Raw genomic sequence first — 13,871 nt, 5'->3', positions numbered from 1 at the left:
GAGGTTCTCGTTCGTTCAACCAGGCTCGCCGCTACCAACGTCCTGGCCGGGTACACCTAGGGCTCGATCGGGCCGACCTCCCAGCCGGGAGGGGAGATCGGGTGCAGCATCGCGTCGGTGCCGCCGTCCACGAACAGCACCGCGCCGACGATGTTCGCGGCCTCCTCGGAGAGCAGGAAGCAGATCGCCGCGGCGACCTCCTCCGGCCGGCCGGTCCGGCCGATCGCGGTCGGGTAGGCGTCGATCGCCGGGCCGAGCAGGGGGTCGGAGCGCATCTGGTCGACCATCGGGGTCTCGGTCGCGCCGGGGGCCACGGAGTTGAGGCGGATCCCCGCGCCGGCCCACTCCGGCTTGACGCCCTCGCGGCGGGCCCACCAGGCCAGCGCCGCCTTGGTGGACGGGTAGACCAGCACCGAGTCGACCCGGCCGGCCTCCTCGCGGGCCGTCGCCTCGTCGTCGCGCAGGCAGGCCTGGGCGACCGGCGCGTTCCAGCCCGGCATGCCGGTGATCGAGTTGGAGGCGAGCAGCACGACGCCCGCGCCGCCGTCCTCGGCGCCGGCGGTGAGCTCGGCGTGCAGCCCGGTCACGAGAGCGACCGCGCCGAAGAAGTTCACCGACACCACGAGCTGCGAGTCCACCCCGGTGCGCCCGGCGATGCCGGCCGCCGGCACCAGCCCGTGCACCCGGTCGGTCAGCGCTCGCACCCCGGCCACCGCCTCGGCCCGCCCGGCCGCGGTCGACAGGTCGGCGGTCACGTCCACGCCGTCCGCAGCGACCCGGTCCACGCCGATCACCCGGTGCCCCCGCCCACGCAGCATCCCGGCCGTGGCCGCTCCGATCCCCGATGCGGCCCCGCTCACGACGTACGTCCTCACCCGCCGGACTGTAACGCGTTCTACCGCCGGGCGTGACCGCTGGCGCGGGCGGCTCAGGCGTAGCGGCGGGCCCGGTCGGCGGGGGTGCCGGGGCCGGCGTCGAGCAGCGCGGCCAGCTCGTGCTCCAGGACGGCGCCGACCCGGCGGCAGAACGCCTCGGGCTCGTCGGCGGCGTCGGGGAGCTCGGCGACGATCCGGTCGACGATGCCGAGCCGGAGCAGGTCGAGGGCGCGGACCTGCTGGCTGCGCGCCATCTCCGGGGCGTGGTCGAGGTCGCGGTACACGATCGCGCTCGCGCCCTCCGGCGGCAGCGGCGAGAGCCAGGCGTGCTGGGCGGCGATCACCCGGTCGGCCGGCAGGAACGCCAGCGCGCCGCCGCCGTTGCCCTCGCCGAGCATCAGGCACAGGGTCGGTGCGGTGACAGCGATCAGCTCGTTGAGGCAGCGCGCGATCTCGCCGGCCATGCCGCCGTTCTCGGCCTCCGGCGAGAGCGCCGCACCCTGGGTGTCGATGACGGTGAGCAGCGGCAGGCCGAGGTCGGAGGCGAGCCGCATCCCGCGCTGCGCCTCCCGGAGCGCCTCGGGGCCCATCGGGTGCTCGGCGGTCTGGCCGCGCCGGTCCTGCCCGAGGAACACGCACGGCGCCTGCCCGAACCGCGCCAGCGCCAGCAGCAGCCCGGGGTCCTGCTCGCCCTGGCCGGTGCCGTTGAGCGGGATCACGTCGCTGGCGGCGTACTTGAGCAGCCGGCGCACGCCTGGCCGGTCCGGGCGTCGCGAGCGGGTGACCGCGTCCCACGTCTCGACCTCGGGCAGCGGCGTGAGCGGGACCGGCGCCGGCACCGGCCGGATGCCGTGCCGGGGCGCCAGCAGGATCTCCAGCGCCCGGTCGAGGATCCCGGCGATCTCCTCGGGAGGTAGGACGGCGTCGATGATGCCGTGGGCGTAGAGGTTCTCCGAGGTCTGGATGCCGTCCGGGAACGGCCTGCCGTAGAGCGCCTCGTAGACCCGCGGCCCGAGGAACCCGACGAGGGCGCCGGGCTCGGCGACCGTCACGTGCCCCAGCGAGCCCCAGGAGGCCATCACGCCGCCGGTCGTGGGGTGGCGCAGGTAGACGAGGTAGGGCAGGCCCGCGGCCTTGTGCGCCGCGACCGCCTCGGTGATCCGCACCATCTGCACGAACGCGGGCGTGCCCTCCTGCATCCGGGTGCCGCCGCTGACCGGGCCGGCGAGCAGCGGCAGCCCCTCGCGGGTCGCGCGCTCGATCGAGCCCACCAGCCGGTCGGCCGCGGCGCGCCCGATCGAGCCCGCCAGGAACGCGAACTCGCCCATCAGCACCGCCACCCGGCGGCCCCGCATCCGGCCCTCGCCGGTCAGCACCGACTCGTCGGCGCCGCTCCTCTCGAACGCCGCGGCCAGGTCGGCGGCGTACTCCTCGGACACGCCGGTGCGGTCCGGCGGGGCGTCCCAGGAGACCCACGACCCCTCGTCGAGGACCAGGTCGATCAGCTCGGCGGCCGAGAGGCGAGCGGGGCGCGGCGCGGTCGTCATCCTCCGAGGCTAGTGCGCCGCCGTCCGCCCGCGGACGTCATCTGTTGCCGTCCCTGGGGCGCCGGATTGGCAGGACCTGCGCCTCCCGGATCACCCGCGCGCGTGCCAGGCCGCGAGCAGGGCGGCCTCGCGGTCGCGGCTCAGGCCGGTGCGGGTCGCGTCCGGCGTCGCCCGCAGCCAGGCGAGCGTGTCCCGGGCGGTCTCCTCGAGCGGGCGCAGCGCCAGCCCGGCGGCGTACGACGGGGTCGGGTCGTGGGCGCACATCCCGTCGTACTCGGGCCGGGGCAGCCACAGCGGCAGCGAGTCCGGTCCCGCCCACGGCTGCACGCCCTGCTCGGTGAGGAACTCCTGCGGCACCCAGGTCGGTCGCACGTCCGCCCCGCAGCCCGCGGCCACGTGCGCGAGCACCTCGGACAGCGCCAGCACCTCGCCGACCCCGTCGAAGTCGCTGGTGGTCCGGGCCTGCGCAGCGGCGACGAGCCACGCCGCCAGGTCGCGCACGTCGATCACCTGGGTCCGGTCCTCGGGCCGCCCGGGCGCGAGCACCTCCTCGCCGGGGCCGGCGTCGCCCAGCCGCGCCGGCCAGTAGGTGAACCGCCCGGTCGGATCGCCCGGCCCGACGATCAGGCCCGGCCGCACGACCGTCCACGAGGCGGCGCCCGCCCGCACCGCCTCCTCGCACCCGACCTTCATCGGCCCGTAGGCCTCCGGGTCCGCGCCCAGGTCGACGTCCTCGTGCAGCGGCTCGCGCAGCGGCAGCGTGCCGGGCCGCCCGCCCGGCGTCGACTCGTCGGCGTACACGCTCACCGTGGACACGAACACGTGGTGGGCCTCCGGCCAGGCCGCCACGGCCGCCCGGACCCAGGACGGGCGGCGCGCCACGTCCACCACCACGTCGTACGGCGTCCCCGCCAGCCCGGCCGGCACCGGGTCCGCGCGGTCCCACACGGCCGGCGCCGCGCCGTCGGGCACCCGCCCCGACGTGCCCCGGTTGGCGCACGTCACGTCGTGGCCGCGCGCGACCGCCTCGGCGGCGACCGCCCGGGAGAGGAACACCGACCCACCCAGCACCAGGAGCTTCACGCACGCCACCGTCGCGGCTCCCGGCGCCGCGGGCAAGGGCTTCTGCTGAGGGCAGACGTCAGCCGCGGTCCGGGGTGGTCTCGCCGAGCAGCCAGGAGTCGAAGAACCCGGACAGGTCCTCGCCGGACCGCTCCGACCACCACGAGGTGATGTCGTCGTAGTCGGCGTTGCCGTCGGCGTGCACGCCCGGCCAGTCGCGCACCAGCGCCCAGAACTCGTCGTCGCCGAGCCGCTGGCGCAGCTCGTCCCACATCAGCGCCGGGCCGTAGTAGACGTTCGAGGACCCGAAGAACGCGGGGTCGTAGTCGGCGGGCGGGCCGGCCTTGGCGCGCTCGTCGTCCTCGAAGGTGGCCCAGTAGTCCATCACGTCGGTGATCGCCACGCCCTGGTCCTCGGCCATCCACACGCCCTGGAGGTAGGTGGCCATGCCCTCGTTCATCCACATGTCGCGCCAGTCGACCGGGGTGACCAGGTCGCCGTACCACTGGTGGGCGATCTCGTGCACCAGCACCTCCGGCGAGGTGGCGTAGCGGGTGTCGCCGAGGGTGATCATGGTCTGGGTCTCCATGCCGCTCTGCGAGTCGACGACCAGGATCCCGAGGGTGTCGAACGGGTAGGGCCCGAGCCGGTCCTCGAGCCAGGCCAGCGCCTCCGGGGCGCGCCGGACCCGCTTCAGCAGGTCGGGCCGGCCGGCCGGCGTCCAGTAGCTGATCGAGACGCCGGTCGACGACTCGTCGGTCACGGTCGTGAAGTCGCCGAACGCGACCGTGACGAGGTACGACGACGCCGGCGCGTCCAGCCGCCACCGGGTCACCGTGTAGGTCACCGGGCCGCCGCGCACCTGCTCGCGGTCGAGCAGCTCGCCGTTGGCGACGCCGACGAACGGAGCCGGGACCCGCAGCGTGAAGTCGTAGAGTGCCTTGTCGGAGGGCTGGTCGTTGACGGCGTACCACGAGTAGGCGCCGTACGGCTCCTGCATCGTCCAGGCACCGCCGTCGTCGGTGACCGTCCAGCCGGTCTCGCTGAAGTCCTTGCGCTGCACCGGCGCCGGCACCGGCCCCGGCTCGCCGGAGTAGCGGATCACCAGCGTGTGCCGGCTGTCCCGGGTGACCGCCGCGTCGACGACCAGGTCCTTGCCGCGGTGCCGGTACGGCGCGTCCGCGCCGTCGAGCGTGAGCCGGGTGACCTCGAGCGGCCGGGCGAGGTCGAGCTGGAGGTGGTCGGCGTCCGTGGTCGCCCGCAGCTCGACGGTCTCCACCCCGTCCAGGGTGCGGCTGCCCGGGTCCCACGCCAGCCGCAGGTCGTAGTGCAGCGCATCGACCCCGGGGTCCCCGACGTCGGGGTAGACCCGGTCCTCGACCGGGGTGCTGAAGCCCTGCGCCGGGTCTCCGGCTGTCGTCGACGGCGACGGCGAGGCCTGCGCCGAGGGCGGCGACGGCTGGTCGTCCTCCGACGTGCAGCCGGCCACCAGCGCCGCGGCCAGCAGCCCCGACGCGAGGACGGCGACCGCCCTCCGCGTTCGCTGCTCCGCAGCGGTCCTCACTCACTGCCCCGCAGCAGCGGGCGCGCCAGCCGGCGGCCGTGGTGGATCTGGGCCTTGACGGTGCCCAGCGGGGCGCCGACCTGCTGGGCGATCTCCTCGTAGGACAGGCCGTAGACGTCGCGCAGCAGCAGCGGCTCGACGAACTGCGGATGGTCCTTCTCGAGGGTCTCCATCGCCTCGAGCAGGTCCAGGCGGGTGCCGGCGATGACGCTGGTGGTGCGCGGGTCCGGACGCTCCAGCGGGCCGTGGTCGAGCGGGTCGGCGGCAGTGGCCTGGTTCTTCAGGCGGCGGTACGTCGAGCGCGCGGAGTTGACCGCGACCACGTGCATCCAGGTGGTGAACCGGCCGCGCCCGCCCCACGTGCCGATCTTGCCGGCGATGTTGATCAGCGCCTCCTGGCAGGCGTCCTCGGCATCGGGCAGGTGCGGGAGCACCCCCCGGCACACGTTGAGCGCGCGCGGCCGGACCGCGGCCAGCAGCGTCTCGAGCGCGTCCCGCTCGCCCGCCTGGGCGCGCCGGGCGAGCTCGTCGATCTCGTCCGGCGTCAGTGCCTCGGTCGTCACGCAGATCACCCTTCCCCGTCGCCTGCACGATAGTCAGGGGACGGGGAAGGGTGGCGAATGATTACTTGACCTCGCTGCGCAGGACCGCCCAGAGGCCGATCGTGAGCGGCACGACCAGCCACAGTCCGCCGGAGACGGCCAGGTTGGCCCACTGCTCACCGGTGAAGCCGCCCTCGAAGAGGAAGCTCTGGGTGTAGTTGAAGTCGACCCACGGCCTCAGGTCGCCCCACCAGGACTGGCTGGCGGCGAGCACCTCCGAGAGTGAGGGCAGCACCAGGGAGTACACGAAGTACGCCACGATCGCGCCCGCCGAGTTGCGGATCAGCACGCCGAGCATGAAGCCCATCAGCAGGCCGAGGACGTTCGCGCCGACGATGTAAAGGAAGTCGTCCAGGCCCATGTCCCAGACCACGTCGGTGCCGGCGATCGTCGTACCGACCAGGTTGCCGACCGCGCCGATCGCGAATGCCAGGACCATCGAGGCGACCGCGATGCCCACCGCGACCACGGCCTTCGCGGTGACCACGCGGCCGCGGTGCGGGACCAGCGTGAAGCTGGTCAACCCGCTGCGCTGGCTCCACTCCGAGGTGACCGAGAGGATTGCGATCATCGGCAGGATCACCGCCATCGGGAAGCCGACCGCCGCCCCGAAGCTCGCATAGGTGAGCTCGTCGTCCGGCGCCCAGAGGATCACCGCGGCGGTGGCGATCACCGCGGTGATGGCGATGCTCGCCAGCAGCCAGAACCCGGACCGGGTGTCGAAGGACTTGCGGGCCTCGACCGCGACGATCCGCGACATCGGGATCGGGGCCGGAGCCGCGCGCTCGACGCGCACCGGTGCCTGCTCGCGCTCGTGCTCGTGCTCGTGCTCGAGGGTCAGGGTGGTCATGCTGCTGCTCCTTCGCTGGTCGCGTCGCGCTGGGTGTCGCGCTGGGTGTCAGAGGTGAGCTCGAGGAACATCTCCTCGAGCCCGGCGCCGTCGGCGGCGCGCAGCTCGGTGAGGGCGACGCCCGCCGCGAGCGCGATCCGGCCGACCAGGTCGGGGTCCGCCTCGACGCGCAGGGCGTCGGCGGCGTGGCCGAACTCGACGTCCGCGTCCATGAGCGCTCGGGCGAGGGTCGAGACGTCGGGGGTGCGCACCAGGGTGCCCGCGGCCGCGAGGAGCTCGGCCTTGGTGCCCTGCGCGACGATCCGGCCCTGGCCGATGACGACCAGGTCGTCGGCGATCACCTCGATCTCGTGCAGCAGGTGCGAGGAGAGCAGCACGGTGCCACCCTGGTCGGCGTAGCCGCGCAGCAGGTCGCGCATCCACCGGATGCCGGCCGGGTCGAGCCCGTTGGCCGGCTCGTCGAGGATCAGCACCTCGGGGTCGCCGAGCAGGGCCGTGGCGATGCCGAGCCGCTGGCGCATGCCGAGGGAGTAGTTGCGCACCCGGCGGCCGGCCTCCTCCGGGGTCAGGCTGACCAGGTCGAGCAGCTCGTCGACCCGGCGGGCCGGCAGGCCCATGGTGCGCTGGGCGATGGTGAGGATCTCGCGGCCGGTGCGGCCCGCGTGCTGCGCGGAGGCGTCGAGGAGGACGCCGACCTCGAGACCGGGGTTCGGCAGCTCGGCGAACCGGCGGCCGTCGATGTGCGCGGTGCCGGAGGTGGCGGGGGTCAGCCCGACCATGATCCGCATCGTGGTGGACTTGCCGGCGCCGTTCGGGCCCAGGAAGCCGGTGACCCGTCCGGCGCGGGCGGTGAAGGTGACGCCGTCCACGGCGGTGAAGCCGCCGTACGTCTTGGTCAGGGACTCGACTGTGATCATGTGTCCAGCCTGGGGCCCGGCCGGCCGCCGCCACATCGGGGAAGCGGCACCCCGCGCCCCTGAGCCGACCCCGAACAACCTCAGGGTCCGACCCCGGCCCTGACATGATGCGGGGATGCCCATGCCCTCCCGTCTCGGCCGGTACGCCGTGCGCCGGCGGATCGGGTCGGGCGGCTTCGCGACCGTCTGGCTGGCCTACGACGAGCAGCTGGACTCCCCGGTCGCGGTCAAGGTGCTCGCGGACAACTGGACCGAGGACCAGGCCGTCCGGCAGCGCTTCCTCGAGGAGGGGCGGTTCCTGCGCAAGGTGGAGTCGCCGTACGTCGTCAGCGTCTACGACGCCGGCGAGCTCGAGGACGGGCGCCCCTACCTGGTGATGTCGTACGCCGACCAGGGCACCCTGGCCGACCGGCTCGAGGTGCTCGCCCTGACGTCGGGGCAGGCGCTGGAGGTGGTGCGCCAGGTCGGGGCCGGGCTCCAGGCGCTGCACGTGCGCGGCGTGCTGCACCGCGACGTGAAGCCGGCGAACGTGCTGTTCCGGACCGTCGAGGAGGGCGGCCGCACCGAGGTCCGCGCGATGGTCGCCGACCTCGGGCTCGGCAAGGCGCTGGACATGTCCTCGCGGCTGACGATGATCGCCGGGACCCCGTCCTTCGTGGCGCCCGAGCAGGCGCAGGGGGAGCCCCTGGACCCGCGCGCCGACCAGTACTCCCTGGCCGCGCTGACCTACCTGATGCTCTGCGGCCGGGCGCCGTACTCCCACGCGTCGCTGGCCGCCGCCGCGGCGCCCGGGGCGCCGCCGGCCCTGTCGACGCCCGACCGGGACTTCCCGCCCGAGGTCGATGCGGTCGTGCGCCGCGGGCTCGCCCCCGACCGCGAGGACCGCTGGCCGGACGTGGCGGCGTACGTCGAGGCGCTCGCGGCGGCGCTCGGACCCGACGCGGACGCCGGCCCGAGCGGGCCGTGGCTGCCGCTGGACCCGGAGCTCACCCAGCCCGGCGCCCGGCCCAGTCCGCTGCCGCCGTCGCGGCCGCTGGCCGAGCCGGTGCCACCACGGCGGACCCGTCGCCGGGTCCTCGGTGCCGTGGCCGGGCTGCTGGCGCTCGCGGTCGGGCTGGGGATCGGGTACGCGGTCGAGCAGCGCCGCGACGCCGAGATCTCGATCACCGACGACACCGGCACGCTCTCCGTGACCGTGCCCAGCGACTGGGACCGGGCCCGCTCCCCGCGGATGTGGCAGGCGCCCGACGGCGGCGGGGAGTTCCCGGCGCTGTCGGTCGGCACCACCGCGGACTGGACCGATGTCGCGACCACCGCCCAGGGGGTCTTCCTCGGCATCCTCCCCGGCGACGAGCTGCCCGAGCAGGTGCCGCAGCACCCCGAGTGCGACGGCGCCGACGAGCCGGTCGACGACACCATCGACGACAACGCCACCCGCACCGTCGTCTACACCCGCTGCCCCGGCGGCGTCACCGTCGAGCGGATCGTCCAGCTCGCCTCGAACCGGCTGCTGTGGGTCCAGGTGCGCAGCGCCGACCGGGCCACCGCCACCGCCGTCCTCGACGACGTCGAGGCCCACGGGTACTGAGCGGACCGGGCGGCCGACGGGTCGGTTTCCCCGGCCGGCCGGGGAAACCGGCACTTGTCGGGGGAAGTTTCGGCCATCAAGTGGCAGCTTCCCCGGCTAGCCGGGGAAACCGTCCGGGCGGGCAGCGGCCTACAGGAACGGGCGTAGCGCGTCGAGACCCTGGGTGGGGACGGTGACCTTGATGCCCTGGCCGATCGCCCGCAGCCGCCAGCCCTCGCCGGAGCGGTAGAGCTTCGCGAGCGCCACGCCGGTCTCGGGTACGCCGGCGGTGAGGGTGAGCCGGGCCAGCTCGGTGTCATCCGGGTCATCGGGGTCGCCGGCGAGCAGGCGGCAGTAGGCGTTGTTGACCCACTCCAGGGTGTGGCCCTGGTAGCTGCTGACCAGGAACACGACCGCGTCGACCTTGGAGTAGACCTTCGCGAGGTCGACGGCGATCGTCTCGTCGTCGCCCGCGCCGCTGCCGGTCTTGTTGTCCCCGAGGTGCACGACCGAGCCGTCGCGCGTGCTGAGGTTGTTGTAGAAGGCCAGGTCGAAGAGCTGGCCCTCGGCGAACTGGATGGCGGAGGCGTCGAGGTCGATGTCCGGGGCGCCGGTGCCGATGAACCCGGCGGTGCGCTCCTTGTCCCAGCCCACGCCCATCCGCAGCTCGGTCAGCGGCGTGCCGTCCGCGGTGGCCAGGTCGAGCTCGTCGCCCGGGTGGAGTTCGATCACGGCTCCGAACCTACTCGCCGGGCCTGGCGGGCAGCAGGCTCAGCATCGATGCTCAGGGGAGCTTGCGCACGCTCGCGGCGACGTGGGCCTCGAGCGCCTCGAGGCCGGGCAGGTCGACGCCGCGGCCGGCGACGCTCATCTCGAAGCTCGCGGCCGTCTGGCCGGGGGCCGCGAACCACCAGAACAGGTTGTGCCGCTGGTGGTCCAGGCCGTCGCGGTAGGTGAAGTACAGCTGGTCCTCGTCCTGGTCGACGACCTCGACGTCGCCGTAGATCGACTCGACCGCCGCGAGCTTCTGCTCGACCATCTGCTGCGGCGTGAGCCGCTGGGTGACGATCTTGACCCGCAGGCTGTACCCGCCGATCGGCGGCTCGTCCGCCGGGCGCCAGCGGTACTCGTCGGGCTGGTCCGTCGTGGTGCGCACCCAGCCGCGGGGAGCGTCGTACGCCCACTGGAAGAACGGCGGGTCCCCGATCCGGTGGGTCTGGTAGCGCTGGTCGGTGGCCAGCGCCGGGTAGTCGACGTCCGGCGCGAACGTCGGGGGCGGGTCGACCGGGATCGACGGCGACTGCGCCGGCACCGGCTCCGGGAGGGCGATCACGGCCGGCTCGTGGCGGTCCAGCGACGCCAGGGCGTACCCCCCGGCAGCGCCCACCAGGACGAGGGCGAGCGTGAGCCCGATCCACCGCACCCTCATGGCGCACGAGCGTAGTCGTCCCTCGGCGCTGTGACAGATCTGTGCGACAGTGGCCGCGACCTGTCACAGCCATCCAGGAGCGCCGCATGACCGAGACGACCACTCACCCGTCCGCTGCGTCCCTCCTCGACCGCCACCGGGCCCGGCTCGACGCCGCGGTCGCCGCCTGCGCCAGCCGGGAGTACTACTCGGCGTTCGACGAGTCCCCGTCGCCGCGCGTGTACGGCGAGACCGCGGCCGCCGAGGGCAAGGCGGCGTTCGAGGCCCGGCTCGGCACGGCGTTCCCGCTCGAGACCCCGGGTGCCGCGGGCACCGTGGCGACCGAGCGGTCGCCGTACGGCTTCGACCTCGGCGTCTCCTACCCGCGCGCCGTCGACGTCGACGCGCTGATGGCGGCGGCGCGTGCCGGCATAAGGCCGTGGCGGGACGCGGGCCCGGACGGACGGACGGGGGTGTGCCTGGAGATCCTCGACCGGCTGCACGCGCGCATCTTCGAGCTGGCCGGGGCGGTGCAGCACACGAGCGGCCAGGCGTTCGTGATGGCGTTCCAGGCCGGGGGCGCGCACGCGCTCGACCGCGCCCTGGAGGCGCTCGCCTACGCATGGACCGAGATGACGCGCACCCCCGCGACCGCGATCTGGGAGAAGCCCGGTCGCGGCGGGCCGCTGCGGATGGAGAAGACGTTCACGGTGGTGCCGCGCGGCGTGGCGCTGGTGATCGGCTGCAACACCTTCCCCACCTGGAACTCCTGGCCGGGGTTGTTCGCGTCGCTGGTCACCGGCAACCCCGTCGTGGTCAAGCCGCACCCGGCGGCGGTGCTGCCCCTCGCGATCACCGTCCAGGTGTGCCGCGAGGTGCTGGCCGACGCGGGCTTCGACCCGGACCTGGTGACGCTCGCGGCCGAGGAGCCCGACGACCACCTGGCCGCGGCGCTCGCGGTCCGGCCCGAGGTGCGCCTGGTCGACTTCACCGGCGGCAACGCGTTCGGCGACTGGCTCGAGGCCAACGCCCGCCAGGCCGTGGTCTTCACCGAGAAGGCCGGCGTGAACACGGTCGTGGTCGACTCGACCTCCGACTTCGCGGCGATGTGCCAGAACCTCGCGTTCTCCTTCGCGCTGTACTCCGGCCAGATGTGCACCGCGCCGCAGAACGTGTACGTGCCCGCCGCCGGGGTCGCGACCGAGGACGGGGTGCGCTCGCCCGCCGAGGTGGGCGCCGGGATCGGCGCCGCCCTCGACCGGCTGCTCGGGGACGACGCGCGCGCGGTGGAGCTGCTCGGCGGCATCGTCAACGAGCCGGTCGTGCGCCGGCTGGAGGCGGCCGGGCGGCGCGGTGCGGTGCTCGTCGCCAGCCGCACGGTCCGCCACCCTACGTACGACGACGCGACGGTCCGCACGCCCACGATCGTCGGGCTCACCGCGGCCGACGCCGACGTCTACGAGTCCGAGTGCTTCGGCCCGGTCGCCTACCTCATCGAGACCGCCGGCACCGACGAGTCGGTCGCGCTGTTCCGTGACACCGTGCAGCGCCACGGCGCCATGACCGCGGCGGTCTACTCGACGTCCCCCGAGGTCGTCGACCAGGTCCGCGAGGCCGCGCTCGACGCCGGGGTGGCGCTCTCGGAGAACCTCCTGGGCGGGGTCTTCGTCAACCAGTCCGCGGCGTTCTCCGACTTCCACGGCACCGGCGCGAACCCGGCCGCGAATGCGGCGTACACCGACGGCGCCTACGTCGCCTCCCGGTTCCGCGTCGTCCAGTCCCGCCGGCACATCTGATCCGATGAGGAAGGAAGTCTCGCCGGGTCTGTCGAACTCGTAGCCCCCCGTTCGTGGAGAGGGTGACCCCCGACCCACCGAGGAGACCGAGATGACCGACCCGAGGAGCCGCTGGCTCGCGCTGTACGTGCTCTGCCTGGGCGACCTGATGATCGTCCTGGACTCCAGCATCGTGAACGTCGCGCTGCCGTCCATCCAGTCCGACCTGGCGTTCACCCAGTCGGCCCTGGCGTGGGTGGTCAACGCCTACCTGCTCACGTTCGGCGGCTTCCTGCTGCTCTCCGGTCGCCTGGGCGACCTGCTGGGCAACCGGCGGGTCTTCCTCGGCGGCGTGGTGTCCTTCACCGTGGCGTCGGTCGCCTGCGGGCTCGCGCCGTCGGCCGGGCTGCTGGTCGCGGGCCGGGCCGTGCAGGGCCTCGGCGGCGCCGCGGTCTCGGCGGTCGCGCTCTCGCTGATCATGGGATTGTTCTCCGACCCGGCGGAGCGGGCCCGGGCGATGGGGTTCTTCGGGTTCGTGATGTCCGGCGGCGGCGCCGTCGGCGTGCTGCTCGGCGGCGTCCTGACCGGATTGTTCTCGTGGCACTGGATCTTCCTGGTGAACGTGCCGATCGGCATCGGGGTCTGGCTCGCCGCCCGCCGGGTGCTGCCCGCCGACGAGACCGTGCCGGGTGCCGGCCGCCTCGACGTACCCGGCGCGGTGCTGGTGACCGCGGCGCTGATGCTGAGCGTGTACGGCATCGTCGGCGGCAATGAGGCGGGCTGGACCTCCGGGCGGACGCTCGGCCTGCTCGGCACCGGCGCGGTGCTGCTCGCCGCGTTGGTGCTCCGCGAGTCGCGGGCCGCCAGCCCGCTGGTCCCGCTGCGCCTGTTCGCGCTGCGCAACGTCACCGTGTCCCAGGTGGTCGGGATGCTGTGGGCGGCCGCGATGTTCGCGTGGTTCTTCCTCGCCGCGCTCTACCTCCAGCAGGTGCTCGGGTACGACGCCCTCGAGGTCGGCCTGGCGTTCGTCCCGACCAGCGTGGTGATGGCGTTCTGCTCGCTGCGGGTCTCGGACCGGCTGGTGCTGCGCTTCGGCATCCGGCGGCCGCTGATGGCCGGGCTCGCGCTGGCGGCCGCCAGCCTGGCACTGTTCAGCCGGGCCCCGGTGGACGGCAGCTTCGGGACCGACGTACTCCCCTCGATGCTGCTGCTCGGCGCCGGTGCCGGCATCGCGTTCAACCCGGTGCTGCTCGCGGCGATGGGCGACGTGGAGCCGCACGAGTCCGGCCTGGCCTCCGGCGTCGTGAACACCTCGTTCATGATGGGCGGGGCGCTCGGGCTGGCGGTCCTGGTCAGCCTCTCCACCTGGCGCACCGAGGCGCTGGCCGCCGGCGGCGCGGCCCACCTCGAGGCGCTCAACGGCGGCTTCCGGCTCGCCTTCGCCGCCGGCGCGCTGGCCGCCCTCGCCGCCGCCCTGGTCGGTGGCCTGCTCCTGCGCCCCAAGCCGCTGGGCGCCACCCTCGACGCGGACCTGGATGCGGACCTGGATGCGGACCTGGAAGCGGACCTCGGCGCGAACCTGGAGATCGCCTGACCGGCTCGCCGAGTCGGCGCATTGTGCTCGCCCAGGAGGCCCGAGTCGGCGCATTGTGCTCGCCCAGGAGGGTCGAGTCGGCGCATTGTGCCCGCCCAGGAGGGTCGAGT

The 13,871-nt window shown here is 74.1% G+C and carries 12 protein-coding genes; 3 read left to right on the top strand and 9 right to left on the bottom strand.

What is annotated here, in order from left to right; genetic code table 11:
- Nucleotides 1-56: 56 nt before the first annotated feature.
- The 7 genes from QMC84_RS20970 to QMC84_RS20940 all read right to left on the bottom strand — a co-directional run bounded on the left by QMC84_RS20970 (nucleotide 57) and on the right by QMC84_RS20940 (nucleotide 7,417).
- On the bottom strand, nucleotides 57-875 hold the full coding sequence (locus QMC84_RS20970) for an SDR family oxidoreductase (protein WP_300378347.1): 819 nt from the start codon (nucleotides 873-875) through the stop codon (nucleotides 57-59).
- 53 nt (nucleotides 876-928) lie between these two features.
- Nucleotides 929-2,422, bottom strand: a complete 1,494-nt coding sequence (locus QMC84_RS20965) for a carboxyl transferase domain-containing protein (protein WP_300378345.1) — start codon at nucleotides 2,420-2,422, stop codon at nucleotides 929-931.
- A 90-nt stretch (nucleotides 2,423-2,512) separates the two neighbouring features.
- Nucleotides 2,513-3,505 (bottom strand): NAD-dependent epimerase/dehydratase family protein, encoded by a 993-nt coding sequence (locus tag QMC84_RS20960; RefSeq protein ID WP_300378343.1) that lies wholly within the window; start codon nucleotides 3,503-3,505, stop codon nucleotides 2,513-2,515.
- A 58-nt stretch (nucleotides 3,506-3,563) separates the two neighbouring features.
- Nucleotides 3,564-5,048: a M1 family metallopeptidase gene (locus QMC84_RS20955; protein WP_300378342.1), complete on the bottom strand. Its 1,485-nt coding sequence runs from the start codon at nucleotides 5,046-5,048 to the stop codon at nucleotides 3,564-3,566.
- Nucleotides 5,045-5,611, bottom strand: coding sequence for an RNA polymerase sigma factor (locus QMC84_RS20950; RefSeq protein WP_300378341.1), 567 nt, complete (start codon nucleotides 5,609-5,611; stop codon nucleotides 5,045-5,047). Before QMC84_RS20950 ends, QMC84_RS20955 begins: the two co-directional genes overlap by 4 nt.
- A 61-nt stretch (nucleotides 5,612-5,672) precedes the next feature.
- A complete protein-coding gene (locus QMC84_RS20945) occupies nucleotides 5,673-6,500 on the bottom strand; it encodes an ABC transporter permease subunit (RefSeq protein WP_300378340.1) in 828 nt (275 codons plus the stop codon).
- Nucleotides 6,497-7,417 (bottom strand): ATP-binding cassette domain-containing protein, encoded by a 921-nt coding sequence (locus QMC84_RS20940; RefSeq protein WP_300378339.1) that lies wholly within the window; start codon nucleotides 7,415-7,417, stop codon nucleotides 6,497-6,499. The genes QMC84_RS20945 and QMC84_RS20940 overlap by 4 nt, the downstream gene beginning before the upstream one ends.
- Before the next feature lie 115 nt (nucleotides 7,418-7,532).
- Here QMC84_RS20940 and QMC84_RS20935 point away from each other — a divergent pair, with 115 nt between their 5' ends.
- Nucleotides 7,533-9,005 carry a serine/threonine-protein kinase gene (locus tag QMC84_RS20935; RefSeq protein ID WP_300378337.1) on the top strand — a complete coding sequence of 491 codons (1,473 nt, stop codon included), beginning with the start codon at nucleotides 7,533-7,535 and terminating at the stop codon, nucleotides 9,003-9,005.
- Between the two features lie 129 nt (nucleotides 9,006-9,134).
- On the opposite strand, the gene QMC84_RS20930 is transcribed toward QMC84_RS20935, so the two are convergent.
- Both QMC84_RS20930 and QMC84_RS20925 read right to left on the bottom strand, forming a co-directional pair.
- Nucleotides 9,135-9,716 carry a TerD family protein gene (locus tag QMC84_RS20930; protein ID WP_300378335.1) on the bottom strand — a complete coding sequence of 194 codons (582 nt, stop codon included), beginning with the start codon at nucleotides 9,714-9,716 and terminating at the stop codon, nucleotides 9,135-9,137.
- Between the two features lie 52 nt (nucleotides 9,717-9,768).
- Complete coding sequence (locus QMC84_RS20925) at nucleotides 9,769-10,413, bottom strand: hypothetical protein (RefSeq protein ID WP_300378333.1); 645 nt, start codon at nucleotides 10,411-10,413, stop codon at nucleotides 9,769-9,771.
- An 86-nt stretch (nucleotides 10,414-10,499) separates the two neighbouring features.
- On the opposite strand from QMC84_RS20925, the gene paaN reads away from it, so the two are divergent.
- Both paaN and QMC84_RS20915 read left to right on the top strand, forming a co-directional pair.
- Entirely contained in the window at nucleotides 10,500-12,188 is a 1,689-nt protein-coding gene (paaN, locus tag QMC84_RS20920) for a phenylacetic acid degradation protein PaaN (protein WP_300378331.1), read from the top strand.
- Between the two features lie 91 nt (nucleotides 12,189-12,279).
- The gene (locus tag QMC84_RS20915) at nucleotides 12,280-13,761 is read left to right on the top strand and encodes a DHA2 family efflux MFS transporter permease subunit (protein ID WP_300378329.1); all 1,482 of its coding nucleotides are present in this window, start codon (nucleotides 12,280-12,282) and stop codon (nucleotides 13,759-13,761) included.
- Nucleotides 13,762-13,871 lie beyond the last annotated feature (110 nt).

It is taken from the genome of Nocardioides sp. (assembly GCF_030019515.1).
Classification (GTDB): domain Bacteria; phylum Actinomycetota; class Actinomycetes; order Propionibacteriales; family Nocardioidaceae; genus Nocardioides.
Note: the sequence above shows the minus strand (reverse complement) of the source record. Positions and strands in the feature narration are given on the sequence as shown.